Below are 26,834 nucleotides of genomic sequence, written 5' to 3' on the forward strand. Positions count from 1 at the left end.
AGACAGCATGGACAGCACAGAAAGCACCTCATGGACACGGACGCACTCCGAAGGGAATACGTATTCGGCAGTCTGGATGAAAGGGATCTGAACGCAGACCCGTTCAAGCAGTTCGACACCTGGTTCGGGAACGCGGTCGACGCAGGGATCGAGCTGGCGGACGTGATGACGGTCGCCACGGCTTCGCAGGCCGGCGTGCCGTCGGCCAGGATCGTCGTTCTGCGGGGGGTTGACGAGCGGGGGTTCGTGTTTTACACGGACTACCGTAGCGCGAAGAGCCGGGACCTGGATGAGAATCCCAGGGCTGCGCTGGTGTTCTACTGGCGGGAGCTCGGACGCCAGGTCCGGATTGCGGGCGCGGTTCAACGGGTAGCTGCAGAAGAATCCACCCGTTACTTCCGGTCCAGACCCCTGGAAAGCCGCCTGGCGGCCCTGGCCTCGAACCAGAGCGAGGTCATTTCCGATCGGAAGGTGCTGGAAGACCGCTACGAGGCGCTTAAGGCGGAGCACCCCTCAGGTGACGTCCCCTGTCCCGACGACTGGGGCGGGTATCGCGTTTCGCCCGATGAGTTCGAATTCTGGCAGGGACGGGAACTCCGCCTGCACGATCGTATACGTTACCGGCGCGGCGCAGACGGCAATTGGGAGATCGAACGGCTGTCGCCCTAGATCCCGTTGCCGCCCTGGATCCTGCCGTCCCTGACACGGGGAAACAAGCGATGACTGAAAATCAAGCAATGACACAGAAGGAAAATGCGATTCGGTTCGGCGTAGTGGGCTGCGGAGGGGCCGGTCATGCCGCCATCCGATCGGCCTGTGCCAGCACGCTGCTCGACGTCGTCGCGATCAGCGACCTGATCGAGGAGCGACTGAGCCGGGTGGGCCGTGAGGAGGGCATCCCGCGTCTGTACGGACCTTACCAGGATCTGCTCGCCGACAAGGACGTGGAAGCCGTCCTCCTGGCGGTGAATCCGCCCGCCCGCTATCCCATGGTCCTCGACGCGATCGCCGCAGGCAAGCACGTGCTGGTACAGAAACCACATGCCACCCGCGCCGAACACATCCTGACGTTCAAGGAAGCGGCCGAGCGCGCCGGTGTAACGATGCAGTTCTGCTTCTTCATGCGTCACGATCCGGTGAACCGCAGGACGCGCGTCGCATTAAGCCGCGGTCGTATCGGCGAGCCCTATCATGCCCGCATCTTTCTGAAATACAACTACAGGGCGCCGTTGGACAGTCCCCAAGGCTGGACCCACGTGTTCGGCCAGAAGGGCGGCGCTTTGGGCCAGCACGCGTCCCACGAACTGGATCTGGCCTGGTGGTGGATGGGCTGTCCGGATCCCCAGTGGACCTTTGCCGCCAAGCACGTCGTCGAGGCACTGTATGACGGACCGGAAGGACCGGCCGAAGACTATTTCTCGGGGATAGCCGGCTTCGAAGGAGGCAAGACGATCCAGATCGACTGCTCCCGCTGGGTGCACTGCGATACGCCCACCGTGGTGGAGGTCTACGGTAGTGAGGGCGCCTATTCCCACGGTCAACTGTGGCAGATGGAGGACGGCGTTTTCACCTCCCGGGAGATCGATGACGAATCCGACGTGCCCCATTCCGATCCGCCGAAAGACGGCCTGCCCTTCTTCCATGAAGTCGAACACTTCGCCCGGGCGGTCGCCGGCCGCGTAAAGCCCGATGTCGATGCGAATGACGCCTACCGGTACATGCAACTGCTCGACGCGATGTACGACAGCGCGAAGACCGGCGAAAAGGTGCATATCGGCTGAGTGAGCGGGCCGTTTGCCGCCGGTCAGTGGGCGTGTGCCCATTCCACCAGCAGCGCCATCAGTCCGATACCCAGGATGACCAGGGCGAATTTGATCACGCGGTCGTGGTCCCGGGTGGGCATGGGCTGGTCGTCTTCGCCGGCGAGCACGCTCATGACGAATTTCGCCACGCGTACATTGCGCCTCGAAAGTTCCGCGTCGATGATGTCGATGATCGCCACGTAAATGAATGTTCCCGCCGCAAGGGCGTTGAAACTTCCCTCGATCACGGTCGTGACGGTCTCGTTTTCATGCAGGGTCATGGCTGCCCCCATTCCGATCAGAATGCCCAATGGCGTCATCGATACGAAAACCGCCAGGATGGGCCTATGGCGGCGCTGTTCGATGCCGGCCCGAAGGACGCTGATCATCAGGGCGAAGGCGGCCGATCCCTTGTGGCAGAGGATCCCGAGCAATATGATGGCCAGCCCGGTAAAGTGGGATTCGATGCCGAGGGATATGCCCGCAATGACGGAATGCACCGACAGCAGCACCAGCAGCACGTACGGGTAGATACAGTGTTGCTCTCCGTCTTCGGCATGCCCGGTGTCGTGATGCTCCCCATAAACGACACGATCAATGAGCAGCAGTGCCACCAGGCCGATCGCGGCCAGCAGCACGGCCAGGGGATAATCCGTGACCCCCTCGAGCTTTTCTATTCCCTCCGGCAACAGGTGGATAAACCCGACGCCCAGAAACAGTCCGCCCGCGAAAGCGTTTCCCAGCGAGAAAAACCGCCGGCTGTTTTCGTGTCTGGCGGCGTATAGGGGGATCAGCCCGCCGATCACCGCGATGGCCAGGATCGCGGCCGCGGAAAGTAGCTTGAAGGTCAATAGGGACATCAGTTGAATACTCCGGTCGTCGGCGACATCGACGATCCCCAAAGCGGCTAGTCTCGGAATTCAGTGTCCTGTAGTAGTACATCTTTCAGCGCGCCGCCCATCCGCCGTCTACGGCCAGCGCGTGGCCCGTCGTGAAGGATGACCGGTCCGAACAAAGCCAGAGAATCGCGTCCGCCACTTCCTCGCCCTTGCACCAACGTCCCATGGGGTGACGTCCGTCATCCTCCTTGACCTCGGTGAAGACGCGGGGAAAGCGAAGGGACGGTCGGGCCAGGCTGCCGGGGCATACCGCGTTGATTCGGATGCCTTCCCGGGCGTATTCCAGCGCCGCGGATTTCGTCAGGCCGATCACGCCGTGCTTGCTCGCGGCGTAGCCGGACATGCCGCCTATGCCCACAAGGCCGGCGACGGACGAAACGTTCACGATAGCCCCGCCACCCTGATCGAGCATGGCGGGAATCTCGTATTTCATGGAGAGCCAGACGCCCTTGAGGTTGACGTCGATCATGTCATCCCACCGGTCTTCTCTCCACTTGTGCGTCAGTGCCTCGTACCTGTAGACGCCCGCGTTGTTTACCGCGAAATCCAGCCGTCCGAAGCGTTTTCGGGTCTGCCGTACCGTTGCCCGGACCTGTGCGGCGTCGGTTACATCGGCGCGAATGAAGTGCACCTTCTCGCTGCGTGTCCTGAAAAGCTCCAGGCTGCGTGGACAGGGGGCCAAGTCCGCCGCGGTCACCGAAGCGCCGGCCTCCAGCATCGCTATCGTCGTGAATCGCCCGATTCCATTGCACGCACCGGTTACCAGGGCGGCTTTGCCGGAAAAATCGTAGGCCATGGCCTGCTCCACCGTTCTCCGTAACCCGGTCTGGAGCGCTGGACGCCGGGTGCGTTCCCATACCGGGCACATCCCCGCGTCGGCCTACAGCAGACGGACGATGTCCTCGCCTCGCCCGACCCTTAAGGCTGTTTCGCGCGGCGTTTCATCGGCGACGTTGGCCTGGGTACGGCTGCAGCCGGCGGCAATCAGCGCTTCGATCACTTCGGGCCTGTTCAACTGGGCAGCCATGTGCAGCGGAGAATCGCCCTGGTAGACGGGGCCCCAGTCCGACTGAACGCCGACACCCGCACGGTGGTTCGGATCCAGGCCGGATTCCCTTAGAATGTGTATGTTCTCGAGGTGATCGGCAACCTGTTCGTCGCCGGGTCTGACTTCCGCGGCGGAATGAAAGGCGGAGGATCCGTTGTGGGGATTGATCTGTCCGGGATCGGCGCCCAGCCCGACCAGCATCTTCAACCGATCGGGATCGATCTGCCACACTGCGAAATACACCGGCGCGCCGCCGTTGTAGTGCCACTGGTTGACATCGCCTCCTTGATCGATCAGGTACCGGGCCATGCTTTCGTCCCGGCAAAGACAGAGGGGCCGGCCGTGCACGTTTTCGATATTGGGGTCGGCGCCCGCTTCGACGAGCAGCTTCACCATGTCGAAGTTTATCCTGCGCTCCACCTGGCGCCAGTCGATCTGCTGTTGAGGAGGACCGTTGAGGGCAAAGGAAAGTGTATATACCGGGAAGCGGCCCTCCCGGTAAGGATCGTCGAAGGCTTCGTGGCAGAAATTGGCCAGAGACGAGTCTTCGGACAGCATTTCGGCCATGAGGGCAAGGTCTTCGGCGTACACGGCGCCGATCCACTGTTTTTCCTTGTCAAATCGCATCGAGCGCTCCCATAATATCGACAAAATATGGTTAGTGCCGCCGGGCTGCACTGTCAATACAAACCTCGATATGCCCCGGCAGTGAGGAGAGTCGGCTGATTTTTTTTATTTGTAACGCCGACCGTTCTAACTGACACTAATACAATAGCGCAGTGATCACTATGGCAGAACCTCTGGCCAGGATAACGCCGGAATACTGTATCGACATCGTACGGGAGTACCCCTTCCCGGTCGACCGTGTCTGGGCGGCTGTTACGACGGCGGAGGGGATCACGGCCTGGATGAAGTACGAAGCCACGTTGGACCGCCGCCTGGGTGGCAGGATCTTCGTGGACTTCAAGTCGGAAGGTAACCTGGAAGGCACGGTCTGCGAATGGGTTCCGGAACGGGTGTTTGCCTACACCTGGGGGCTTTCCGTGGTACGATGGGTGCTCGAGCCCTGCGAGGGCGGCACGCGGCTGCACTTCACGAATTCCCACGTCACCCCGGAAATCCTGATGGGATTTGCCGCCGGCTGGCACGCCTTCATCGACCACCTGGGACCGTACCTGGCCGGGACCACCGTGGAAGACCGGTATGACGATCTCATGGAGGCCTATGCGGATCGATATGGCCACCTGATCGCGGACAACGACGCGGACAACGACGTCACCAAGGAGAACCAGACATGACGAACGATTCGACCTCCGGCGCCTTCACCGTAGCCGAGCTTTGTGAGGCGTCGGCCGATGGGGACTTGAAGCGCATCCATTCCATTCTGGCCGTTGCACCCCACCTGGTGGGTGTGGACACGGCGTCCTACGACGAACACCGCGCCCTGCACCACGCGGTGATGAACCGCCGGATCGACGCGGTTTCCGCGCTCATGGCCGCGGGGGCAGACCCGAACCAGGGCGTCTATCCCCACCGGGATGCCTCCACGCCCCTGGTCATGGCCCGCGACCGCGGTTTTGAAGACGTCGTTGAAACGATCAACGAGGAAATGGAGCGGCGGCGGGAAGCGAACCTTTGCCCGAATCTGACCGTTGCGCCAGAAGTGGTGCGCCTCGCGAAAAAAGTCGCCGATGGCGACGTATCCGGCGCGATGCGGGAAATCCACGCCGCGCCCGAACTCGCGGAAGCCTGCGACGAAGACGGGAATACGGTCCTGCACCATGCGGCCAGCCACGGCCATCCCGGACTCGTTCAGGCGCTGCTATCGCTCAAGGCCGACACGGGCAAGACCAATCTCGAAGGCTTGACGCCGCTCGAGCTGGCCGTAGATCAAACTTCCGCAACGGACCGGCGGCGGTCGGAAGGATGTTTCATGGCCGCCGGCATCCTCATGAGCGCGGGCGCCCCCAGGAGCCTGCGCACGAACGTGATGCTGGGGGACGAGGAAGCCGTGCGACAGGTCGCGGCGAGCCACCCCGGTCTGTTCGAACCGGATGTTGATACCGAAACCCACTTGCTCGGGGACGCCGTCCGCCACAATCGGTACGAGATGGTGAAGCTGCTGCTGGATCTCGGCATGGATCCCAACCAGCGTTACCGCATCCAGTCACTGGAGGAAGAGACCTACAACTGGGGCGAACCGCTGTGGATCGCGGCCGGCGACGGCCAGCACGACATCGCGCAGTTGCTGCTCGAACGGGGCGCCGACGCCAACGCCGCCGTGTATGCCTCTGGCAATCCCATGAGCCGCGCCTACAATAACCGGGACGACCGGATGAAACGGCTGCTATACCGGTACGGTGGAACGATGACTCCGGACGGCGCGGCCCTGGAATGTGATACCTCAGCGGCCGTCATGGCACTGAACCTGCAGCCCGACCTGGTCGAGCAGATCTTGTGGGGCGCCGCCTGCGGAGGCGATCCCAGCGTGGTCGGCGTGTGCCTGCGCAAACTGGACTGGGCGCTGGACGATCATCGGTGGTACAGACTCCTCATCCAGCCCATCGGCATCTGGCCCTGCGGTCCACATCGCAAGTACCGGGATTTCGATCGTTCCGTATTTCCGGAGATCCTGCGCATGTTCCTCGATCACGGGGTGGACCCGAACGTGAAGGGCCGGCGCGACACATCACTTCCGCACTATATCGCAGCTACCGGGAAAGTCTGGGGTCAGCCGAATCTGAAAGAGGACGAACGGATCGAGTTCGCGCGCCTGCTCCTCGAATACGGCGCCTCGCTCGACGGCAGGGATACGCTGCTTCATTCCACGCCCCTGGCCTGGGCGGCCCGCTGGGGCCGCAATTCGCTGGTCGACCTCTATCTCGAGCACGGCGCCGATCCGCAACCCGAAGGGGAATCCTGGACCACGCCGCTCGCCTGGGCCGAACGGTACGGGCATGCCACCATAACGGACCGGCTGCGGGAAGCCGGCGCCGTTTCCTGAGCGACTGATGCATGGAGCCGGCGCCGTTTCCTGAGCGACTGTTGTTTACCCAACTCGAGAGCCAGTTGGCCTGTCCCGGTCAGGATGCCAGTGGGTGGCGGCGACATGGGTGGTTTCATCTTCCGTCGTGATGTAATAGACGGTCAGGATGGTACCGTCATCCAATTCCGCCGAGATCGGATATCCCACGTCCGCACCGCCCATCCGGGGTCGCTTCTCCGGCGGCCACAAACTCGAAATACCACCGCCGTCATCCCGAAGCACGTATTCGTGGTCCGTGTCCCACGTGCGTCCGCCGTCCTCGCTGATCAAGGCCCGTATACCCATCGGGGCGCGGCGATAGCCGTAGGTACACAGAATGCGTCCGTCACGCAGTTTGAGCAAGTGGTTCGGATAGCCCTCGAATGACGTCTCAACCGGGCGGGTCCAGGTCTTGCCGCCGTCTTCGGACCAGACTTCCAGGGTGTAGAACCGGTCCTTGTGGTAGGTACGCTCAACGGCAGCCGGGTCCCAGTAACACGTCGAGCGGATATGGCCCAGGACACGGTTCGGCTCCGTCTCCACCAGGGCCCATTCGCTGCCGATACGCGGCACCGCCTCATGGAGACGCCAGGTCTCTCCGTCGTCGCTGGACCGGAACAGGAGGCAATCGCTCTCGCTCCCGGCGCGCAGGGTGTATATGGGAAACAGCCACGTACCGTCTTCGAGTACGGTCCCGCGCGGAAATCCGACCGCGCATTCATAACCCGGCACGGTCCAGGAGCGCCGATCCCAGGTTTGTCCCCCATCCCGGGAACGTATCGCCGCCAGTCGATTCCCCGTGATGATCAACTTTCCTGGAAAATGGGATGTGTACGTTTCATCCTCTACGAAACGCAGGCCGCGGGCCTCGGCTTCCTCCCGGCGGTCCATCGTCCAGATCTCCTGTCCCACCGAGCCCACCGCCATCAAGGTGCCGTCGGGCAAAACGCCGGAAAGCCGGTCGTAGCGCTCCCGTGGCGATGCACCCGGCCAGTTGGGCGGCAGCAGTGGATCGTCCGACGGCGTCCAGGTTCGTCCGTTGTCGTGGGACTCAAGCGTCAGCCAGCCGGCGAGACCATAGTGGTCCCCGAAAGGCGAAGAAATGCAGCCGACCGCAAGCCGCCCGTCCGGAAGTTGATTCAATACGGGGAACGCGTTGTAGCGTCCCTTTTCTTTCACAACGATTCGGTGTTGCATGGTTAACCTCGATGGTGCGTGGATCCTGTGGGAAAGTGCCTGAAGCGAGGATGATTTTCTGGCGTAAGGCCTTTATTGTCAATATAATAATGTCCATGGGCAGCATTCCCCATCCCCACAGCCTCTCCATTACGCTGGACCGCATCAACGAACGGCACATCCTCGGCGAGTCGTTCGACCGGACCGAGGCGGAACGCACCGTGGACTGGCTGGCCGGTCGTTTCGGCGCGGATTCCGCCTATGCGGGGACGTTCGGCATTACGGAACAGGATCGCCAGTCCAAAATCTATACCTTCACCGGTGAACGGCTTCAGTCGGCGTCACTGCGACATATCCAGGCCGAAGAAACCTGCCGGGCGATCATCCTGCTGAACCGACGCGTCGGGCGGGACCGGCTGCCCGAACTCGAGGCGTCAACGTCCATCCTGCTCGGGTGTTTCGAGGTAGCGCACGCGAAGGGCAGACCGCGGGGAACATTCTGCTGCGGTCCTTGCACCGTCTCGCTCTGGCGTCACATGGCCATCGGCGGCCTGGGCGACTACGCCCGACACCTGGACGAAGGCATCGGCGTACTGACGAGCCACGAAGACGGGGCGGGGACGTGGCGCCGGTTCCCGTTCTACTACACCCTGCTTGCCCTGTCAGAGGTAGACACGCCGAATGCCCGACGGGCCGTGTCGTACGCGCTTCCCGAGTGTAAACGCCGTCTTCACTCACTCAGAAGGAATGCTCGATTCGGTGAGCGGAGACATGCGCTGCTTTCGCGTATCATCGAAAAGTACGCATAGAAAACACGATCATGGAATCACGATGTTTGTCGAATGGATAGACAACTTCATACGGAGTTCCGGCATGAATTCTGGTTCAGAAGACAGCGCGTCATCGGAGCAGTCAGTCTCGCGTAGCGAAGCGGCGATGCAGGAACTGCGATCAGCCATCTGGGAAGTCGATCCACCTGCCGTCGAGGAAGTCCTGGACCGGGAGCCTGGCATAGTCAATGAACCGGTGAACCACCCGCGCTGGGGAGGCCGTCCCGTGCCGATACAACTGGCGGCGGAACGCGGGAACACGAAGGTCATGGAGATACTGTTGCGCAACGGTGCGGACCCGGACCACGGCACCGATGCCTACGGAGGCTGGACCGCCCTCCATCTCGCTGCCCATTGGGGTCACAAGGACGCGGCCGAATTGTTGCGGTCTCACGGCGCGAACGTGGATCTGCACGCCGCGTGCCTGCTGGATGATGTCACCGCCGTCCGGGCAATACTGGCGGAAAATCCCGGCGCGGCATCCCGTCCGGCACTGGGAGGAGAGCCGCCCCTCCATGTGGCGGTGTCCGAGGAAACGGCCGGGATCCTGCTTGACCACGGAGCGCGGCTGGATACGACCGACGGCGACAGCAACACGCCGCTGGGTGCGGCGCTGTCCCGCGGAGACCGTTGTCGCCGGCTGGCGGAGTTCCTGATCGCCCGGGGCGCGCCGGCGGATCCCTGCCAGCTCGCTGCCCTCGGAAGGACAGACCAACTCGGCCGGCTTTTCGAGACCGATGCGGGCATGATTGCATTCGAAGGGAAGATCGGGGTGCACGCCGTGGTGGGGACGCCCCTGCACGCTGCGGTGCAACACGGATGGGAGGAAACAGTCAGAGCACTGCTGGAACTGAGCGCAGATGTGAACGCCCGGGCGGACTCCGGGCAGACGCCCCTGCATCTGTGCGGAAATCCCGGGATCGCGAAGATACTCGTCGATGCCGGCGCCGATCCGGGTGCGATAGACGATGAACACGGCACGACGCCGCTGGTATGGGCGGAAGTGGGGATTGAAATCCACGGCTCGACGCCGGAGCGCGAGGCCCTGGTCTCGTACTTGCAGGGAATCACGCCCGCACGGTAGGACTGGCGGCTTCGAACATCGAGACGATGCGTTCCTTTTCGGGACGCTTCATCCGGCGGGCGATCCCCAGGGGGGACTTGCCCAGTCTGTCTTCAAGGGTCGGGTCCGCTCCTCGGGCCAGCAGCAGTGCCGCCGATTTTACGATGTCCGCCCGGGGACCAGCCTTCAGGGCGTAAAACAGGGGGGTCTCGCCCGTCTCGCTCCGCGCGTCGACTGGAGCGCCGTTGTCCAGCAGCACCTCCATAACCCCCGTGAATCCGGCCTTGGCGGCAAAGTGCAGGGCGCTGGCGCCGCGCAGTACCGTGTCGATCCGGGCCCCCTTGTCCAGCAGGGCCTGCACGTACCGGGGATCGTCCCGCTGGCTGTTGTTCCCCGTACATGCCGTCCAGATCCAGTCTCCTTCCGGGTAGTTGACGTCGGCGCCGCGGGCGATAAGCAGGGCCGACTCTTCTTCGTCGAGTACCCATCTGCCGCAGCCGATCCGGGTGGCATCCGCGCCCTGCTCCAGCACCAGCCGAAGCAGACCGGGCCGCCCCCGGCCAGCTGCATAACTGACCAGGGCCGTGCTGTTTACGCCGACGTTGGCGCCCCGGTCGAACAGCATCCTCGCGACCTCTTCGTGTCCGCCGTACACCGCGTGATGTAGCGGCGTAACGGGCAGCAGGTCGCAGGCGGGGTCGTGGGCGTCGACCAGGCCGGGCGCGGCATCCAGCAGTTCGGCTACTCGGTGCCGGTCACCCAGAAAGCAGGCGCTGAAGACATCGTAGACGGCACCCCGCTCCAGCAGGAACGCGGCCGTCTCGTCCTTCTTCTTGCTCCGCGCGGCACAGTGGGCGGTCAACATGACGTCGCTCGAATGGGCCGACGGAAGGTTCACGTCCACCCCCCGGTCGAGCAGCAGGGCCGCTACCTGCGTATGGCCCCTCAATGCCGCCTCCGCGAGGATGATCGCGCCGTGACGGGGATCGTCCAGCACCGCAGGATCCTCGTCCAGGCATCGCGCAAGGGCTTCCGCCTGCCCCCGGGCCGCCAACCGGGCAGGTTCTCTCCACAGCTTCTCGCGGTGACATCTCATCTCCCACCCGTGCCGGGCGGGTTTCCGCTCGTTGACGAGGCCGTGGGCAAGGGGCCGGAGCACGTGCAGCACTTCGGCAACGAGCGATTCTTCACCGATGTGATCCCGCAGCGAAGCGTTCATGTGCGACAGCCACCGGTCGGCGGATGCCCGGGTGATGTGTATGTGACCGTGCCGGTTTTTTATTCCGCCGTAGGCGTGGTGCCGCGTGTAGTCCGGTTCGCCGCCCATCCACTCCTCCATGAACGCCTTCTGCTTCATGCGTTCGGGAGCCAGCGTACGGGTGAACATGGGACGCAGTTCGGCGTCCTTTTCGATCCGGTCGTACAGGCCGTCGATGACGTCCGCGACCACGGATCGGCCGCCGATCCGTTCGAACAGGGTCTGATCCGGCCGCAACACGGTGGCGAGCCCGCCCCGGTGGGCCAGCAGGGCTTGAATCCGGGACGAATCGCTGGTTGTTGGTGATGCCGGCATTGCACCATCCTCGGGCCATGGAATCCGGCCGTACGTGACTGGAGATTCTCGCAACGTCGGAATGTGGGACCTGGAGATTCCTTAGCGATTGGGATTCTGGATCTGGTGCAAAGTAGCCGCCGGCAAGCTTTCCGATCAAGGGGTTTCATCGCCTTGCGACCCGCAATTGTGCGTTGACGACGGCACAGGCGCATGTTATATAGAAACGGGCGCATCCACGGACCGGTCGCGGTTTTGCGGAATGCGCTTTATCCTTTTGGATGCCTTTTCCGGGGATACCCAGATGGAAACCACACCCTCGACGGTTGAACGGAAATTCGAGTCGGCCCTCGCGTCTTTCGTGAGCAAGGCGCGGGAAGACCGGCACATCCTGGCGGCGATTCTCTTCGGCAGCCTATCCGCCGACCGGGTATGGGAGAAATCCGATATCGACCTGATCGTCGTCACCCGGGACGACAAGGACCTGTTCCGTCGGGATAGCAGGGATGACGACGAGGTGTCCGAAGGCGCCGCGCTCCTGGAGAACGACGTGTATATCCACGTGTTCATGCAGCCGCGCTCGGCGTTCAGGAAGATGATCGAAGGTGGACTGCAAAGCTCGTTCATGCACTCGGCCCTGGCCAGAAGCCGCCTGCTCTTCACCCACGACGAGACGATCCGCGAACTGTACGACGGCATTCAGGCGTTGCATGCGAGAGACCGACAGGTCCAGCTCATGCACGCGGCATCGCACGTGATACCCACCCTGTACAAGGCGGAGAAATGGTTTCACGTCCGGCACGATCTGCACTATGCGTTTCTCTATATCATGTTGTGCGTGAGCAGTCTCGCGAAGATCGAGGTTTTCATGCACGGCCAGCTTGCCGGTCGCGAAGTCATCCAGCAGGCAATGGAACTCAATCCGGGGTTTTTCAAGACGGTGTATTCGGACCTGATCGACCAGCCGAAGACCGAGGTGCTGGTGGGTGAAGCGCTCGGACTGATCGATGCCTATCTCGTGGAACGGCTGCCGTCCCTGTTCCAGCCCATTCTCGATTACCTCGCAGAGGAAGGATCGGCCCGGTCGGTCACGGAGATCGAGACTTATTTCGACAACCAGATGAATCTCAGGGGCGTTACGACCGTGTGTGAATGGCTCGCGGACAAGGACGTCATTTCCCGGGTATCCAGTCCGCTGCGGCTTACTTTGAAGAGCAACGTAGAGTACGAGGAACTCGGGTTCTACTACTACCGCGGGTGATTTTATGCTGCCGTGGGCGAACAGCCGCACGGTGACGCTGGAGCATGGCATGTCTGAAATCCCGGTCCGGCCGCGAACATCCGCCGGACCCCGCACGACGATCCTGGTCCAGGGCGCCCGGGAGCATAACCTCCGGGACATCACCGTAGAACTGCCGCGCAACCGGTTGATCGTAGTAACGGGGCTTTCCGGATCGGGGAAATCGTCCCTGGCCTTCGATACCATCTACGCGGAAGGCCAGCGGCGATACATGGAGTCGCTTTCCTCCTATGCCCGCCGGTTCATCCAGCAGGTGGGCAAGCCGGACGTGGATTATCTCTTCGGTCTTTCTCCCGTCATTTCCATCGAGCAGAAGACCGTCGCGCGCAACCCGCGCTCCACCGTGGGCACCATGACCGATGTCAGCAGTTACCTGAACCTGCTGTTCGCCACGATCAGCCGCGCCGGTTGTCCCTATTGCGGCCGCGACCTTCCGATCAAGACCGCCGTGCAGATCCTCGACGAGTTGCTGTCGCTGCCCGAAGGCACCGAAGTGGAACTGCGCGCGCCGGTATCCCGGATCTATGGCGAGGACCTCGACTTTCTCTTCGCGGAAATCCGGAAGAAGGGGTACCGCCGCATGGTGATCAACGATACGACCGTGGACATCAGCGGCGAGGTCGATGTCGATGAATCCGGTGACCTGCGCATGGAGGTGATCGTCGACCGGTTCGTCCTGAAGCCCGGCGTAGAGAAACAGCTGGTCAAGGGGATACAGGACGCCCTGGTCGCCGGGGACCAGTTCCTCAGGATCCACGTGGCGGCCTGCGGCAGGAAGCGCGACGCCGAACGGTTTTACGCGTCCTTCGGTTGCCGGGAACATCACATCGCGGTAGGCGACCTGGCGCCGGACTACTTCCAGTTCAACAATCCGACCAGCGCGTGCCGGACCTGTCTCGGACTCGGCACGTACATGGTCGTGCACCGGGACCTGCTGGTACCGGACAAGTCGCTGAGCATCCGGGACGGCTGTTTCGTCAAGGACGCCTTCAATTACAAGCCGGATACCTGGTCCGGGCGGGTCATGTACAGCCTTTCGGTGCACATGGGATTCAGCCTCGATACACCTTTTCGTGCACTACCTACACCTGTCCAGGATGTGCTGTTCGACGGCACGCCGGAGAAATTCCCCCTGCTGGCGCCGCCCGACGCGAAGGAGCCCGATCACAAGCTGCTCGGGAAGCCATGGGGATTCGGCGGGATCGGCAAGGGCATCGAGCGGAACTACAAGCGGTACCGGCAGAAGCAGGTCGCCAGTTCGGGCATGGAAGCCTGGCTCGAAAAGGTCATGGTGGAGCGGGTGTGCCCCGACTGCAAGGGATCCCGGCTCAAGGAAACGCGCCACCTGTTCCGGATCAACGGCCGTACGGTCCACGATTTCGGGGAGGTTAATTTCGACGAACTCCGCGCCGAGTTGGAAGCCATCGAACCCACGGGACGACAGGAACTGGCCGGCCGGCAGGTGATCCGGGAGATTACCGGCCGGCTCGACCTGCTGCTGGGCATCGGCCTGGACTACCTCAACTTCAACCGCCGCGCCGGCACCCTTTCGGGCGGCGAAGCGCAGCGCATCCGGCTTTCCACGCAGATTGGGTCGGGCCTGATGGGCATGTTGTACGTGCTGGACGAACCGAGCATCGGGCTCCATCCCCGCGACAATGTGAAGATGATCCGCACGCTCAGGCAGCTTCGCGATCTCGGCAACACGGTCATCGTGGTGGAACACGACGAGGAGACCATCCGGGCGGCCGACCACATCGTGGAAATGGGGCCGGGACCGGGCGTGCACGGCGGAGAGGTGGTGGTGCAGGGCAATCTCGACGATATCCTGCACTGTGCCGCGTCGCCTACCGGCCAGTATCTCTCGGGCGCGCGGACCATCGAGACCCCGCAGGCACGACGCGGGCCTACCGGAAAGAAACTGCGCATCATGGGCGCGCGGGAGAACAACCTCAACGATATCGACGTCGAGATTCCCCTGGGACAGTTCGTCTGCGTGACCGGTGCATCCGGATCCGGGAAAAGTACACTGATCAACGAAGTGCTGTTCAAGAAGCTGTACAACCAGCTGTACGACAGCCGCGTGCTCGCGGGGGACCACGACCTGCTGGAAGGTGTCGAGCACATCAAGCACGTTATCAACATTGACCAGTCGCCCATCGGCCGGAACGCCCGTTCGAACCCGGCCACCTACATCGGGTTCTACGACCAGATCAGAACGCTCTTTTCGAAAACGGACGAGGCGGTATCGCGCGGATACCGGCCCGGCCGGTTCAGCTTCAACGTGGCCGAGGGACGCTGCGCCGAATGCAACGGAGAGGGCACGATCACCACCCAGCTTTACTTCATGCCGGACGTGGAGGTGCCTTGCGAGGCCTGCAAGGGCGCCCGGTACAACTCGGAAACGCTGGAAGTGACCTACCGGGGCAAGACCATCGCCGACGTGTTGAACATGTCTGTCGAAGAGGGGGTCACCTTCTTCGAGGAAAGGCCTTCCATCGCGAAGAAGATCGGGACGCTGGATCAACTGGGCCTGGGTTACCTCACACTGGGCCAGTCCGCCACCACCCTCTCCGGGGGCGAAGCCCAGCGCATCAAGCTGGCGAGCGAACTGGGGAAGCTTCGACGAGGCAGCCATATCCTGTACATCCTGGACGAACCCACCACCGGGCTGCACCTGGCCGACATTGTCCATCTGCTTTCCAGCCTGAACCGGCTGATTGAAGCCGGACACAGCGTCGTGGTGATCGAGCACCATCTCGACGTGATCAAAACGGCCGACCACATCATCGACCTGGGGCCCGAAGGCGGCCACAGCGGCGGTGAAGTCATCGCCACCGGCACGCCAGAAGAGGTGGCGGGTATCGACGCATCCTACACCGGCCGGTTTCTCCGGGACCATTTGAGCCATGTCCAACGCGCAACCGCATAACAGCGCCGGCGGCGCAGCAGCCGATCCCGCCAAGGCAGCATCCGCTCCCGGCGGGGAGGCCGCCGCACCCGCCAGGGAGACCGCGGCGGATGAGGTGGGGTACCTGCTCCACGTGTTCCATCGGGCGGAGAACGGCCGGGATGTGATCTGCGGGGTCGGAAAACTCCATAACGGCCAGACATTCCAGTTCATGGACGACCGGGTTTCGCCCACGCTCTATGTCCGGGTGTCGGAACAATCGGAGTTCGACGCCCGGCTCCGCTCCGACGGGATTTCCGCCCGGGTGGTCCCATCGGAATACACCACGATGGACGGCGAACCCGTGGCGGGCATCCAGTTCGGGCGCGTGCGCGATCAGCGCAACCTGGTCAAGAGTCTGGAGGTCCAACAGACGCGGACTTACGAAGGCGATATCCCCTTCGCCAGGCAGTACCTGATCGGACGAGGCCTTCGGGGCGGGGTGAGGATCAGTGGCGCCTGGACATCCGGCGACCTGGTCGACCGGGTCTATGCCAACCCCGAACTTGAGCCGGAGTACTGGGAACCCGCTTTCAGCGTGCTGGCCCTGGATATCGAAACGGACCCCGAAGCGACCACCATCTACGCCGTGGGCCTGGTACTGTCGGGTACAGACGGCGGGATGGATTCGGAAGAAATACACATGGTCGGCGAACCGGCCGCCGGGGACCCCTCGCACCTGGTCTGCTGGCCCGACGAGGCGTCGATGCTGCGCGGCCTGTCGTCCCGCGTACTCGAAATGGATCCCGACCTGATCACGGGATGGAACCTGGTCGACTTCGACCTGCAGGTCCTGCAGCGACGCTTCAGGGACCTGAACGTGCCGTTTCAACTGGGGCGGACCGATGACACGTCCTGGTACCGGTCCGGGGAGGTGTGGGGCGGAAGCACCATGGTGATCCACGGCCGGCAGATCCTGGACGCCCTGCACCTGCTTCGCGGCACGCTGCAGCGGTTCGAGGACTACCGGCTGGACACCGTGGCCAACGCCATCCTGGGCAGGGGCAAGCTGCTGGAGGACGATGAGGGTAGTTCGCGGGCGGAAAAGATCACGGAGGTCTATCGCGAGGACCGGGCGACCTTCTGCGCCTACTGTCTCGAGGACGCGAGGCTGGTACTCGACATCCTGGAGGCGGAAGGACTGATCAACCTGACCCTGCGCAGGGGCCTGCTGACGGGCCTGCCGCTGGAACGGGCGTGGGTAAGCGTGGCCGCCTTCGACAACATCTACATCAACGCCCTGCACCAACGGGGCATGGTGGCGCCGACGACCGGCGTGGACCGCACTCCGGGGGCCGGTGCGCCGGGCGGTTTGATCATCCCCGCGAAAGCTGGGCTTTACCGAAACGTCTTCGTCTTCGACTTCAAGAGTCTTTACCCGTCCATCATCCGCACCTTCAACATCGATCCCCTGGCGCATATCGAGGGCCAGGAAGGGGGATTCCTCGAAGCCCCCAATGGCGCGCGGTTTTCCCGTACCCCGGGCATACTGCCTTCCATGCTGGAACAGTTTTTCAAGCGCCGCGAGGAGGCCAGGACTACCGGGGACGAACTCGCATCCTTTACCTACAAGATCGTCATGAATTCCTTCTACGGCGTACTGGCATCCGCTTCCTGCCGCTTCGCCGCGCCTCAACTGGCCGGTGCGATCACGGAATTCGGACACTACATCCTGAAGTGGTGTCGGGATGAGTTGGAGAAAGACGGTTACGAAGTGCTATACGGGGACACGGATTCGGTGTTCGTGGATCTCGACCCGGCGGACAGTTCGGAATCGGACCGGGCTACGGATATGGGGCGGAAGGTATGCGACCGGATCAATGCCCGTTTGGCCGCGCACGTGAGGGAACGGTACGGCGTGGCGTCTTACCTCGAACTGGAACTCGAAAAGTGCTACCACCGGTTCCTGCTGCCTTCCATGCGGGGCGACATCGAGCGCGGCAGGGCCAAGGGTTACGCGGGCCTGCGGCACGAGACCGATGGCGACCGCGTGGAAATCGTGGGCATGGAAGCCGTACGGCGGGACTGGACCGACCTGGCCCACCGGCTGCAGGGCGTGCTGCTCGACCGGGTATTTCACGACGTGCCCGGCGCCGAGATTGAAGAAGAGATCTACCACTGGGTCCAGGAGGTCCGCTCGGGCCGCCGGGACGAATTGCTCGTCTACCGGAAGAACCTGCGCAAGCCTGTCGAATCCTATACCCGTTCGGTGCCTCCCCACGTCAAGGCGGCGCGGCTCATGGACAATCCGACGGGTGTCATCCGGTACGTGATCACCCTTGACGGTCCGCAACCGGAGGGCCGGATCACCGCCCCCATAGACTACGGGCATTACGTCGAGAAGCAAATCCGGCCCATCGTCACGACGGTCGCCCACGCGTACGAACTGGACGTGGAGGCCGCCCTGTCCGGTCGGCTCAGTCTCTTCGGAAATGCCCTGAACACTCCGCAGTACGAATCGGGACGGCCTGAAGTCCCGTCCTAAGCCGAATTCATGGAAAGGATGGATCGTGCAACGGTATAGATCGGTCGAAGATTACCTGGATGGCCACGTGGAATGGCGCTCCCTGCTTGAAAGACTGCGCGCCATCATGAACGCTTGCAAGGTCGAAGAGACCGTCAAGTGGGGTCAGCCCTGCTATACCCATGACGGCAAGAACGTGGTGGGTATCGGGGCGTTCAAGGAGTTCGTGAGCGTCTGGTTCTTCCAGGGCGCGTTGCTGCGCGACGAACACGGCGTCCTGGTCAATGCGCAGGAAGGCCGGACCAGGGCCATGCGGCAATGGCGGTTTCAGGCGGTCGAAGAGATCGACGAACCGATGCTGCGCGCTTACGTGGCCGAGTCCATCGAAAACCAGCGGCAGGGCAAAGCGATCAAGGCGGAAAGGAAAAAGCCGGTGGAGGTTCCGGATGAACTGGCCGGCGCACTGGCGGAAGACCGCGACGCCGGCGATCGGTTCAATACGCTTTCGCCGGGGAAGCAGCGTGAGTACACCGAATACATTGCCGAGGCCAAACGGGCGGAGACCAGGGCCAGGCGCCTCGTTAAAATCCTGCCCATGATCCGGGCCGGCCACGGGCTCAATGACAAGTACAAGAAGTAGCATGAACCGCCAAGTAGCATGAACCACCAAGTAGCATGAACCGCAGCAACACGCACCACAACCAGAGAGGAGCGCGCCATGGCGAACCCCGTCATGCATTTCGAGATCGGATGCAAGAACAGAGAAGAAACCCAGGCCTTCTACGCCGGCCTGTTCGGGTGGAACATGGAGTCCCATGAACATGCCTCCATGATCGACACCGGGGAAGATGTAGGGATCAACGGTCATATTTCCGCCCTCGGTCACGAGCCGCACAACTACACGCTGGTCTATGTGCAGGTCGACGATCTGGACGCATACGTCGCGAAGGCCGAGGCACTGGGTGGAGCCTCCATCGTACCTCCAACCGAAGTACCGGGCATGGGCCACTTCGCGTGGATAGCGGACAACGAGGGAACGTTCGTCGGACTGTGGAAGCCCCTGGAATCGTAACCGTGGCCTATACCGTCGCGGACCGCGGTACGATCATCGACTTCGAGGCCACGCTCGATCGATACCGGCGGTACGGCACCGACCTTGCCAACCGGTTCGAGGCGGGCGTCTTCAGCAAGGTGGTCCGTACAGCCGGGGGACCGTGCCTTCTGTCCCTGTACCGCGTCGAAGACCGGATCGAATTGCGCCTGACGCCCGGGGACGGGGCTGCCCAGGTGGATTCCCCGGAGATCGACACGGCGACCGGCGAGGCGTCCGATACGGCGTCATTCGCGGCGGCCTGTGTGGTGTCCGACGAAGCGCTCGACGAGGCGATCGCGGCAGCCGGGAAGATCCTGGGCCTGTCCTTCCCTCTACAGGCCTTCTACGCGTTCGCGTCCGGGGACCCGGTCCTTGCCACCGCGGTGGAAAACAACCACGGCCTGCGTCCCAATCTGCAGGTCGACCCCTTCGAGATGATCGTGTCCTCGATCACGGCCCAGCAGATCAACCTGGGTTTTGCCTATACCGTTCGGAGCAGGCTCGTAGCCGAATTCGGCGAACCTCATGTGTTCGGCGGCGAAACCCACTATGCCTTTCCAACGCCCAACAGGATGGCCGAAGTGGAGCCCGGCGATCTGTTGCCGCTTCAGTTCTCGAGACAGAAGGAACGGTACATCCTGAACCTGGCGCGGTCCATTCGCGAGGGTGAGATCGATCTGGCCGGGCTGGCGGAGAAGGACGACGCGGCGGTTGAAGGGGAATTGACGGCCCTGGTTGGGATCGGGCGGTGGACGGCGGACTGGTTCCGCGCGCGTTACCTGGGCCGGGGAAACGTCATTGCCGCCGGCGATCTTGCGGTCAAACGGTCCATCGAACGGCACTACTTCGACGGAGAACGCGTTTCCGAGGAACGGATCCGGGATTTCGCGGACCGGTGGGGGGAATACACGAACCTGGCTGTACAGTACCTCCTGGCCGATTACGGTTCCGGCGGGACCTGATCCTCCGCGAAAAAAAATGTCAGTCGGGATCCTGGGCGATGTGCCAGAGCACGCCCGCCGGATCGATCAGGTGGATCTCGCGAAGCCCCCAGGGATAAACGGTGGGCTTCCTGGCGCGGGCTCCCTCGTATCGCGCCACGAGGTCTTTCTCCACGATCAGCTCCCACCAGGCGTCCAGGTCCGACACTTTCAACTGCATCATGAAATTGTCCGCCCAGTCCTTCTGATAGTAGTTCTGGAGCAGGAAGCTGAATCCCTCGATGCGCATCTCCTTCACTTCGTCCGCGGCCCAGGCCACTTCGAATCCGAGGTCCTCGTAGAACCGGGTAGAATCATCGTAGTCTTTTGACGGGACGAAGACCCGGAGCGCGCTTACTTTCAGGTTATGCACGGCAGGTCCCTCCACTTGCGCGAATATCCAGACGAAATTGTAACACCTGGCCCCTTTGATGACACTATGGTAATGGGGAATGGACGGAAGGCGCAAGGCGCCGGTTACCGTTACGACGGTTCGATATGACCAACGACCTCAAACAACACATTCGGGTTTCAGCCGATCGGTCTTTATCTCATGCGGAACGCAGTACCGCTTTCGGCAAGGTGGTGGCCGGTTTCCAGGACATGGCCTTCGGCTACGCACTGGGCCTTCTGGGCGAACGGCACCTGGCGGAAGATGCCGCGCAGGAAGGATTCATCGCTGCATGGCAGCACATCGAGTCGCTTCGCGAGCCGGATTCATTCCCAGCCTGGCTGAGGCGGATCATAAAGTGGCAGTGTTTCCGGTTCAAGAGACGTAACAATCACCGTTTCGTACCCATGGAAGGTGACATCGAGGCGACGGATGAAAGTCCCCTGGACCGGGCAGCACGCAGGGACATGAGCGAAAAAGTCCGCAGCGCGGTGGAAACATTGCCGGAAACACTAAGGGAAGTAACTGTACTGCGGTATATTGGAGACTATTCGGCATCTGAAATCGCAAATTTCATGGGATTGAAAGCGGGAACGGTACGCAAAAGGCTGTTCGAAGCACGGAACAAGCTGAAGCCGAGTCTGCTTCGCACTTTATCAAGCGAACTGAACGGTCACGCGCCGTCTGCAAACGATATCTTCGGAGACCGAGTCATGCATTGGATACGACCCGATTTCACGAGCGAGCAAGGCCATTTCATGGATGGCAACCCGAACAAGGTCTGGGACATGCTGCTGGCCGCGGCGGAAGGGGATCTTGCCGGTATCAGGTCGTTGCTGCGGGAAGACCCCGGCCTGGCCAATTGCAACTGGGCGTATTACCAGCCCCTGCACTTCGCCGTCCGGGAAGGTCACACGGAGGCGGTCCGCCTGTTGCTCGAACACGGTGCGGATCCTTCGTCGGCATCGGGACTCGATTATCACGTGCCGCCGCTCGAACGGGCCAGGGACCGTGGGTACGACGAGATCGCCGGACTCCTGACGGACGCCATCGCTTCCAGGTACAACGCGCCGCCCGTGGGCGAACGTGCCTGCGAAGTGGTCCGTCAAGGCGATCTGGAGGAAGCCCGTGCGTTGTTCGAGGCTTCTCCCGAGTTGATCAACGCCTCGGACGAACGCGGCAACCGTCCCCTCCACGAGGCCGTGGAAGAACACAACCTGGAAATGACGGCTTTGCTGCTGGACATGGGGGCCGAACCGGATCCGGTCAGGTGGGATGGAAGCAAACCGCTGCATGTGGCCGTGTTTCGCGCGCGCAAGTCAAGGGGAGGCCTGAATCCGTTGCTGACCGGATATCTGATCGCAAGAGGAGCGAACTACAGCATGACGGTCGCATGCGCCCTGGGGGACGAACGGCGCGTTGGAGCACTCCTGGCACAAGACCGAAACCTGGCCAACGACCAGGATACCTGTGGACACTCCCCGCTGTTCAGCGCGGCGTCACAGGGATACACCGACATCGTGCAGCTTCTGCTGGACCACGGCGCCGATCCCAACGCACCGGAACACAACGCGCCCAGGGGACACGCGCTGTACGAAGCCGTGGCCGGCAATCACCTGGAAACGGCGAAACTGCTGCTCGCTCACGGCGCCGATCCCAACGCCCCGGTGGAATCCAGCGGTGTGCCCCTTTCACAGGCCCTCGGCCAGGGAAAAAACGAGGAGATGGTAAACCTTCTCTATCAGCACGGGGCTACGGCCGACATCAGCATGTACGTGCTGCTGGACAATATCCCCGTGGTCGGCGAACTCCTCGGCGCGGACCCCGGTCTGGCCAATTACGGCGGCGATTACGGGGTGCTTTGCATGGCGGCCGGCTTCGCGCGCAGGGAGATCATCGAAATGCTACTCCGGGCGGGAGCGGAACTGAACCGGCCCTGGTACGCCAACAACTACATGGGGTATGCGTTCCGCCGGCGCAAGGGCTGGCACCTGGACGGGCGCGCCCTGACTCCCAACGACGATATCCTCGACATGCTGAACCTTTTCTTCGATCACGGGGCCGATCCCAACAACGCCAACTGGCACGGCGTCACCTACCTGCACAAACTGGCGGTGATCGGCGACGTGGAGAAATCCGCCCTGCTGCTGGACCGGGGCGCATCCATCGAGGCCGTGGACGACGAGTGGCGCTCCACCCCGCTGGGATGGGCCGCGCGCTGGGGAAACCGGGAACTTGCAGCGTTCCTGCTGGAGCGGGGTGCGGATCCCCGGGGCGGCGGCGCGGAATGGGCGACACCCCTTGCCCGGGCGGAGAAGGCCGGGCACCAGGATATCGTCGAGATGTTGAAATAGCACAGCATACCAACAAAGAGTAACTGGCAATGCCGCAGACCGAATGCCTGGCCGGAGATCACGCACTGGGCGAGGCGATTGTGCGCAATGACCCGGCCGCCGTCGAAACGGCGATGACCACCAGGCCCGAACTGGTGGAAGCGCCCTGCAGGTGGATCGATCGTCGAGGCAGGGAGCGGCCGGTCAAGCCCCTGGTGCTGGCCGACATGCTGGCGCGGGTTGACCTGACGAAGCGACTGCTGCGGGCCGGCGCCGACGTCCATGACCTGGATGCCTCGCTCTTCGGCTGTTGCGAGGGACACGACCTGAAACACCTGCGGCGGCTGCTGGACCTCGGCGTCAACCCGAACGACGCGTGTAACGAAGGGTGGGACTGCGACGTGCTGTACGGCTTCCTGCAGACCTACACCCGGTCGGCACCCGATCATCTCCACGCCTGTATCAACCTGCTGATCGACCATGGCGCCGCCTTTGACGACGGTCCGGTCATGGACATACACCGGGGAGACCTGGATGCCTTGGCGGCTCGCCTCGCATCGGACAAACGACTCGTTTCGGAGCGTTTTTCGCTCGATTACGGCAATCATCTTACCCTACGGGGTAGTACGCTGCTCCACGTGGCCGTGGAGTTTCATGAACTGGAGGCGATTGCCCTGTTGCTTGATCATGGGGCCGATCTAGATGCCCGGACGTCTATCGGGCGAAACGGCGTGGGAGGCCAGACGCCCCTGTACCACGCCATCGGCACGAACCAGGGGACGGGTTATCACGTATTCGAACACCTGCTGGAACTGAAGCCCGACCTGGCTGTGGAGGCGATGATCCAGTCGAATCCGGACGACAACGGCCTGGTCATGGACTGCATCCACAAAGGTAAAGAACACGATTTCGACGAGGTCTTGAAGCTGACGCCGCGAGGATACGCGGAGCGGTTTGCTGTAGGTCCGGTCTGGAGAGAAGCAAGCAGGGAACTGGCGGTTCTGACGGAACTCGGCGCGCCCTGACGACGCTACCCGCCGGCCACCGAGCCGACGATCCGGTAGGGTTCCTCGCCTTGCGCGATGGCTTCCGGCACCGGCGCGTCGGGCGATTCGAGGGAAAGGTCCCGCCCGCAGCCAAAGAACCGCACGAGGGGCCGGCGGCAGCCCGATCCGTAGTCCCGGACCGTTCCGCCGAGCTGAGGAAAGCGCGCTTCCAGCGCGTCAAGGATCTTGCGCTGGGTCACGACCCCGTCGGCAACCTGCAGGATGATCTCCTTGTCCCGGCAACCGGACAGGTTCCGGAGGTGGTAGGGCAGGACGACGCGGATCATGGGAGGGTCTGGACTTCGACGGACATCACCGGCGGGAGATTCTCCACGATGGCGGACCAGTGGTCGCCGCCGTCGGGGGATACGTAGACCGCGCCACCCGAAGTCCCGAAGTAGATCCCGCAGTCCTCGAGCGTGTCCACGTCCATGGCGTCCCGCAGGACGTTGACGTAGCAGTCCTTCTGCGGCAGTCCCGCAGACAGCGGTTCCCATTCGTTCCCGCCGGTCCGGCTTCGGTAGACGCGCAGGTGGCCCTCGTCCGGGTAGTGCTCGGAGTCGCCCTTCATCGGGACGACGTAGATCGTCTCGGGCTCGTGGGCGTGCACGCCGATCGGAAAGCCGAAGTCGCTGGGCAGATTGCCGCTCACATTGGTCCAAGAATCTCCCCCGTTGTCGCTGCGCATGATGTTTCGGTGGCTTTGCATGAACAGCGCGTCCGGATGGGATGGATGCATGGCGATGCGATGAACGCAATGGCCCACCTCGGCCTCGGGTTCGGGCATGTATTCGGAATGCAGGCCCTTGTTGATCGGCTGCCAGGACGCACCACCGTCCAGGGTCCGGAACGCTCCGGCCACGGAAATGGCGACGATCATCCGGTTCGGATCGCCCTTGTCCAGCAGGATGGTGTGCAGGCAAAGCCCGCCCGCGCCGGGATGCCAGCCCGTGCTCGAAGGGTGGTTTCTCAGGCCGGCCAGTTCCTGCCAGGACGCGCCCCCGTCCGTCGAGCGGAAGAGCGCCGCGTCCTCGACGCCCGCGTACACCGTTTCCGGATCGGAGAGCGATGGCTCGAGGTGCCAGACCCTGTTGAACGCCCATGGCCGCGGGTTGTCGTCGAAATCGAGGTGGGTGCCCACTGCGCCTTCGAAAGTGAATTCATTGCTCACCGGATCCCAGCTTTTTCCACCGTCGTCCGATTTCTGCACCAGTTGCCCGAACCATCCCGTGCCCTGGGCTGCATACAGGCGATCGGGATCGACGCTGGAGCCCTTGAGGTGGTAGACCTCCCAACCCCCGAAATGCGGACCGTCGATGTTCCAGTCATTTCGGACGCCGTCCGATGACAGTATAAACGCCCCTTTCCGCGTGCCCACCAGTACCCTGACCGTACCCATAATCGCTCCTGTTCCTTGTCTGCATTCCACCTGGGTACCTGGCTTATCATTCCTGCAATCCGTCTGAATACCAGGCCCTGGTATATGGTATGTTAATTTAGGTGTGGGGCCGGTATGTGTCAACATCCCACCTACCGATCCGCCAGGTCGAGTAGAGCCGAAATCGGTGGCGTCATACCCGTGCCATTCGTACATTAGCTAGGTTTATGGACATGAATCCTATCCAAAGCTCGAGGTCGACTACAGTGCCTGAAGATCATCGTCGAAACGGACACGTGGACGTGGCGGGTTTCTTCGAATCGATTCGAACCGGCAACCAGGACGAAGTGGTCCGAAACCTGGATGCCCATCCCTGGCTGGTGGACGTGGTCAATCCGGACCGCGGCATCAACGAACGCCAGCCGCTTCACTGCGCCGCGGGCCACGGGCGGCTGGATATCGTGAAGGAGCTCGTGGCGCGGGATGCCGAATAACGATGGGAATCCATGGAGGAAGAGCATGCGAATCGAAATGACGGGTGTCTTCGTGAACGACCCCATCGAGGCGCACGAATTCTACACGAAGATCCTGGGCTTCAAGGAGATCATGTTCGTGCCCGAGGCCAGTCTCGCCATTGTAGCTTCTCCCGAGGAACCCGAAGGCACGACCCTCCTGCTAGAACCTAAGGGTACCGAGTGGTCCCAGGTCTACCACAAGGAACTCTATGATTCGGGGATGCCGTCCATCGTGTTCTCGGTGGACGATATTGCTTCCGAGTACGAACGGCTGAAGAAGCTGGGCGTCCGGTTCAGCGTGGACCCGACGAAACAGGATTTCGGCATCCAGGCCGTTTTCGACGATACCTGCGGTAATTACATCGCGCTCGTGGAACTGAATGCAAATGCCTGGCAGGCCACACCCTGAAAGGAGAAAACATGAACTGGACCGAAATACTGACTCGTGAACTGCATTACTCCTACCAGGCGGCAGACGGATTGATGGACCTCGTCGAGGATAAGGATCTCGACTGGAAACCTTCGTCGGGCGACAACTGGATGACGACAGGCCAGCTGCTTTTTCACGTGGGCGAAGCTTGCGGCATGGCGATCAAGGGATTCGTAACCGGCGACTTCGGTTTGCCCGAAGGCGTCAGTGCGGACGACATGGGATCCGGCGACATGTTGCCCCCGGCCGAAGCGATGGCCACGGTCGCATCGGTGGCGGAAGCAAAGGAAAAACTTGCGGCGGACCGGGACCTGGCCTTTGAAATGCTCAAGCTTGCCGGCGAGGAAAGGATGCAGAGCGAACCCGCCCCCGCGCCGTGGGACCCTTCCACACCCGTGCTCGGCCATCGCATGCTTGAGATGGTGCAGCACCTGGTTCAGCACAAGGGGCAACTGTTCTACTACCTGAAACTACAGGGCAAGCCGGTAAACACCATGCACCTGTGGGGCGGGGAGCTCGCCGAAGACCGCGATGCGGTACGCAATGAATAGCGAGGAAA

General features: G+C 62.4%; 24 protein-coding genes. 16 read left to right on the forward strand and 8 right to left on the reverse strand.

Annotated features, from left to right (window positions below; translation table 11 throughout):
- The first annotated feature begins 30 nt into the window (after nucleotides 1–30).
- On the forward strand, nucleotides 31–669 hold the full coding sequence (gene pdxH / locus F4Z81_08810; protein MXW05149.1) for a pyridoxamine 5'-phosphate oxidase: 639 nt from the start codon (nucleotides 31–33) through the stop codon (nucleotides 667–669).
- Between the two features lie 50 nt (nucleotides 670–719).
- On the forward strand, nucleotides 720–1,781 hold the full coding sequence (locus tag F4Z81_08815) for a Gfo/Idh/MocA family oxidoreductase (GenBank protein ID MXW05150.1): 1,062 nt from the start codon (nucleotides 720–722) through the stop codon (nucleotides 1,779–1,781).
- Nucleotides 1,782–1,804: 23 nt separating this feature from the next.
- Here the strand turns inward: F4Z81_08815 and F4Z81_08820 are convergent, their stop codons facing one another.
- The 3 genes from F4Z81_08820 to F4Z81_08830 all read right to left on the reverse strand — a co-directional run bounded on the left by F4Z81_08820 (nucleotide 1,805) and on the right by F4Z81_08830 (nucleotide 4,376).
- Entirely contained in the window at nucleotides 1,805–2,662 is an 858-nt protein-coding gene (locus F4Z81_08820) for a hypothetical protein (GenBank protein ID MXW05151.1), read from the reverse strand.
- 85 nt (nucleotides 2,663–2,747) lie between these two features.
- Nucleotides 2,748–3,497, reverse strand: coding sequence for an SDR family oxidoreductase (locus tag F4Z81_08825; GenBank protein ID MXW05152.1), 750 nt, complete (start codon nucleotides 3,495–3,497; stop codon nucleotides 2,748–2,750).
- Nucleotides 3,498–3,581: 84 nt separating this feature from the next.
- Nucleotides 3,582–4,376, reverse strand: a complete 795-nt coding sequence (locus F4Z81_08830; protein MXW05153.1) for a hypothetical protein — start codon at nucleotides 4,374–4,376, stop codon at nucleotides 3,582–3,584.
- A 161-nt stretch (nucleotides 4,377–4,537) separates the two neighbouring features.
- Here F4Z81_08830 and F4Z81_08835 point away from each other — a divergent pair, with 161 nt between their 5' ends.
- Together F4Z81_08835 and F4Z81_08840 are read left to right on the forward strand one after the other, a co-directional pair.
- Nucleotides 4,538–5,047, forward strand: coding sequence for a hypothetical protein (locus tag F4Z81_08835; GenBank protein MXW05154.1), 510 nt, complete (start codon nucleotides 4,538–4,540; stop codon nucleotides 5,045–5,047).
- A complete protein-coding gene (locus tag F4Z81_08840) occupies nucleotides 5,044–6,753 on the forward strand; it encodes an ankyrin repeat domain-containing protein (protein MXW05155.1) in 1,710 nt (569 codons plus the stop codon). Before F4Z81_08835 ends, F4Z81_08840 begins: the two co-directional genes overlap by 4 nt.
- Before the next feature lie 45 nt (nucleotides 6,754–6,798).
- Here F4Z81_08840 and F4Z81_08845 read toward each other — a convergent pair whose 3' ends face one another.
- Entirely contained in the window at nucleotides 6,799–7,971 is a 1,173-nt protein-coding gene (locus F4Z81_08845) for an exo-alpha-sialidase (protein ID MXW05156.1), read from the reverse strand.
- Between the two features lie 660 nt (nucleotides 7,972–8,631).
- On the opposite strand from F4Z81_08845, the gene F4Z81_08850 reads away from it, so the two are divergent.
- Nucleotides 8,632–9,864, forward strand: a complete 1,233-nt coding sequence (locus tag F4Z81_08850) for a hypothetical protein (protein MXW05157.1) — start codon at nucleotides 8,632–8,634, stop codon at nucleotides 9,862–9,864.
- Here the strand turns inward: F4Z81_08850 and F4Z81_08855 are convergent.
- Nucleotides 9,848–11,416: a hypothetical protein gene (locus tag F4Z81_08855; protein MXW05158.1), complete on the reverse strand. Its 1,569-nt coding sequence runs from the start codon at nucleotides 11,414–11,416 to the stop codon at nucleotides 9,848–9,850. The genes F4Z81_08850 and F4Z81_08855 overlap by 17 nt on opposite strands.
- Nucleotides 11,417–11,699: 283 nt before the next feature.
- Between F4Z81_08855 and F4Z81_08860 the strand changes: the two genes are divergently transcribed.
- The 6 genes from F4Z81_08860 (at nucleotide 11,700) to F4Z81_08885 (ending at nucleotide 20,164) form a co-directional block, all read left to right on the forward strand.
- The gene (locus F4Z81_08860) at nucleotides 11,700–12,656 is read left to right on the forward strand and encodes a nucleotidyltransferase domain-containing protein (protein ID MXW05159.1); all 957 of its coding nucleotides are present in this window, start codon (nucleotides 11,700–11,702) and stop codon (nucleotides 12,654–12,656) included.
- A 49-nt stretch (nucleotides 12,657–12,705) separates the two neighbouring features.
- Entirely contained in the window at nucleotides 12,706–15,627 is a 2,922-nt protein-coding gene (gene uvrA, locus F4Z81_08865; protein MXW05160.1) for an excinuclease ABC subunit UvrA, read from the forward strand.
- On the forward strand, nucleotides 15,605–18,130 hold the full coding sequence (locus tag F4Z81_08870) for a DNA polymerase II (protein MXW05161.1): 2,526 nt from the start codon (nucleotides 15,605–15,607) through the stop codon (nucleotides 18,128–18,130). Before uvrA ends, F4Z81_08870 begins: the two co-directional genes overlap by 23 nt.
- A 25-nt stretch (nucleotides 18,131–18,155) precedes the next feature.
- Nucleotides 18,156–18,749 carry a hypothetical protein gene (locus tag F4Z81_08875; GenBank protein ID MXW05162.1) on the forward strand — a complete coding sequence of 198 codons (594 nt, stop codon included), beginning with the start codon at nucleotides 18,156–18,158 and terminating at the stop codon, nucleotides 18,747–18,749.
- A gap of 78 nt (nucleotides 18,750–18,827) precedes the next feature.
- The gene (locus F4Z81_08880; GenBank protein MXW05163.1) at nucleotides 18,828–19,181 is read left to right on the forward strand and encodes a VOC family protein; all 354 of its coding nucleotides are present in this window, start codon (nucleotides 18,828–18,830) and stop codon (nucleotides 19,179–19,181) included.
- Nucleotides 19,182–19,183: 2 nt separating this feature from the next.
- Entirely contained in the window at nucleotides 19,184–20,164 is a 981-nt protein-coding gene (locus F4Z81_08885) for a DNA-3-methyladenine glycosylase 2 family protein (GenBank protein ID MXW05164.1), read from the forward strand.
- Between the two features lie 19 nt (nucleotides 20,165–20,183).
- On the opposite strand, the gene F4Z81_08890 is transcribed toward F4Z81_08885, so the two are convergent.
- The gene (locus tag F4Z81_08890; GenBank protein MXW05165.1) at nucleotides 20,184–20,555 is read right to left on the reverse strand and encodes a glyoxalase; all 372 of its coding nucleotides are present in this window, start codon (nucleotides 20,553–20,555) and stop codon (nucleotides 20,184–20,186) included.
- Nucleotides 20,556–20,680: 125 nt separating this feature from the next.
- On the opposite strand from F4Z81_08890, the gene F4Z81_08895 reads away from it, so the two are divergent.
- Together F4Z81_08895 and F4Z81_08900 are read left to right on the forward strand one after the other, a co-directional pair.
- Nucleotides 20,681–22,927 (forward strand): sigma-70 family RNA polymerase sigma factor, encoded by a 2,247-nt coding sequence (locus F4Z81_08895; protein MXW05166.1) that lies wholly within the window; start codon nucleotides 20,681–20,683, stop codon nucleotides 22,925–22,927.
- A gap of 29 nt (nucleotides 22,928–22,956) precedes the next feature.
- The gene (locus F4Z81_08900) at nucleotides 22,957–23,931 is read left to right on the forward strand and encodes a hypothetical protein (protein MXW05167.1); all 975 of its coding nucleotides are present in this window, start codon (nucleotides 22,957–22,959) and stop codon (nucleotides 23,929–23,931) included.
- 5 nt (nucleotides 23,932–23,936) lie between these two features.
- On the opposite strand, the gene F4Z81_08905 is transcribed toward F4Z81_08900, so the two are convergent.
- Both F4Z81_08905 and F4Z81_08910 read right to left on the reverse strand, forming a co-directional pair.
- Nucleotides 23,937–24,239: a MoaD/ThiS family protein gene (locus F4Z81_08905; GenBank protein ID MXW05168.1), complete on the reverse strand. Its 303-nt coding sequence runs from the start codon at nucleotides 24,237–24,239 to the stop codon at nucleotides 23,937–23,939.
- Nucleotides 24,236–25,351: an exo-alpha-sialidase gene (locus tag F4Z81_08910; GenBank protein ID MXW05169.1), complete on the reverse strand. Its 1,116-nt coding sequence runs from the start codon at nucleotides 25,349–25,351 to the stop codon at nucleotides 24,236–24,238. The genes F4Z81_08905 and F4Z81_08910 overlap by 4 nt, the downstream gene beginning before the upstream one ends.
- A gap of 245 nt (nucleotides 25,352–25,596) precedes the next feature.
- On the opposite strand from F4Z81_08910, the gene F4Z81_08915 reads away from it, so the two are divergent.
- The 3 genes from F4Z81_08915 to F4Z81_08925 are packed head-to-tail and all read left to right on the forward strand — an operon-like array spanning nucleotide 25,597 to nucleotide 26,826.
- Nucleotides 25,597–25,824 (forward strand): ankyrin repeat domain-containing protein, encoded by a 228-nt coding sequence (locus tag F4Z81_08915; GenBank protein ID MXW05170.1) that lies wholly within the window; start codon nucleotides 25,597–25,599, stop codon nucleotides 25,822–25,824.
- A 25-nt stretch (nucleotides 25,825–25,849) separates the two neighbouring features.
- Nucleotides 25,850–26,254, forward strand: coding sequence for a glyoxalase (locus tag F4Z81_08920; protein ID MXW05171.1), 405 nt, complete (start codon nucleotides 25,850–25,852; stop codon nucleotides 26,252–26,254).
- Nucleotides 26,255–26,265: 11 nt separating this feature from the next.
- On the forward strand, nucleotides 26,266–26,826 hold the full coding sequence (locus F4Z81_08925) for a DinB family protein (GenBank protein ID MXW05172.1): 561 nt from the start codon (nucleotides 26,266–26,268) through the stop codon (nucleotides 26,824–26,826).
- Nucleotides 26,827–26,834: the final 8 nt, after the last annotated feature.

This window comes from Gemmatimonadota bacterium (genome assembly GCA_009835325.1).
Lineage (GTDB): Bacteria > JAAXHH01 > JAAXHH01 > JAAXHH01 > JAAXHH01 > JAAXHH01.

Excerpts from the sequence above, each read along its gene's own strand:
- pdxH (MXW05149.1), top strand. The coding sequence starts at position 31 with ATGGACACGGACGCACTCCGAAGGGAATACGTATTCGGCAGTCTGGAT.
- F4Z81_08815 (MXW05150.1), top strand. The coding sequence starts at position 720 with ATGACTGAAAATCAAGCAATGACACAGAAGGAAAATGCGATTCGGTTC.
- F4Z81_08820 (MXW05151.1), bottom strand. The coding sequence starts at position 2,662 with ATGTCCCTATTGACCTTCAAGCTACTTTCCGCGGCCGCGATCCTGGCC.
- F4Z81_08825 (MXW05152.1), bottom strand. The coding sequence starts at position 3,497 with ATGGCCTACGATTTTTCCGGCAAAGCCGCCCTGGTAACCGGTGCGTGC.
- F4Z81_08830 (MXW05153.1), bottom strand. The coding sequence starts at position 4,376 with ATGCGATTTGACAAGGAAAAACAGTGGATCGGCGCCGTGTACGCCGAA.
- F4Z81_08835 (MXW05154.1), top strand. The coding sequence starts at position 4,538 with ATGGCAGAACCTCTGGCCAGGATAACGCCGGAATACTGTATCGACATC.
- F4Z81_08840 (MXW05155.1), top strand. The coding sequence starts at position 5,044 with ATGACGAACGATTCGACCTCCGGCGCCTTCACCGTAGCCGAGCTTTGT.
- F4Z81_08845 (MXW05156.1), bottom strand. The coding sequence starts at position 7,971 with ATGCAACACCGAATCGTTGTGAAAGAAAAGGGACGCTACAACGCGTTC.
- F4Z81_08850 (MXW05157.1), top strand. The coding sequence starts at position 8,632 with ATGCCCGACGGGCCGTGTCGTACGCGCTTCCCGAGTGTAAACGCCGTC.
- F4Z81_08855 (MXW05158.1), bottom strand. The coding sequence starts at position 11,416 with ATGCCGGCATCACCAACAACCAGCGATTCGTCCCGGATTCAAGCCCTG.
- F4Z81_08860 (MXW05159.1), top strand. The coding sequence starts at position 11,700 with ATGGAAACCACACCCTCGACGGTTGAACGGAAATTCGAGTCGGCCCTC.
- uvrA (MXW05160.1), top strand. The coding sequence starts at position 12,706 with ATGTCTGAAATCCCGGTCCGGCCGCGAACATCCGCCGGACCCCGCACG.
- F4Z81_08870 (MXW05161.1), top strand. The coding sequence starts at position 15,605 with ATGTCCAACGCGCAACCGCATAACAGCGCCGGCGGCGCAGCAGCCGAT.
- F4Z81_08880 (MXW05163.1), top strand. The coding sequence starts at position 18,828 with ATGGCGAACCCCGTCATGCATTTCGAGATCGGATGCAAGAACAGAGAA.
- F4Z81_08895 (MXW05166.1), top strand. The coding sequence starts at position 20,681 with ATGACCAACGACCTCAAACAACACATTCGGGTTTCAGCCGATCGGTCT.
- F4Z81_08900 (MXW05167.1), top strand. The coding sequence starts at position 22,957 with ATGCCGCAGACCGAATGCCTGGCCGGAGATCACGCACTGGGCGAGGCG.
- F4Z81_08905 (MXW05168.1), bottom strand. The coding sequence starts at position 24,239 with ATGATCCGCGTCGTCCTGCCCTACCACCTCCGGAACCTGTCCGGTTGC.
- F4Z81_08910 (MXW05169.1), bottom strand. The coding sequence starts at position 25,351 with ATGGGTACGGTCAGGGTACTGGTGGGCACGCGGAAAGGGGCGTTTATA.
- F4Z81_08920 (MXW05171.1), top strand. The coding sequence starts at position 25,850 with ATGCGAATCGAAATGACGGGTGTCTTCGTGAACGACCCCATCGAGGCG.
- F4Z81_08925 (MXW05172.1), top strand. The coding sequence starts at position 26,266 with ATGAACTGGACCGAAATACTGACTCGTGAACTGCATTACTCCTACCAG.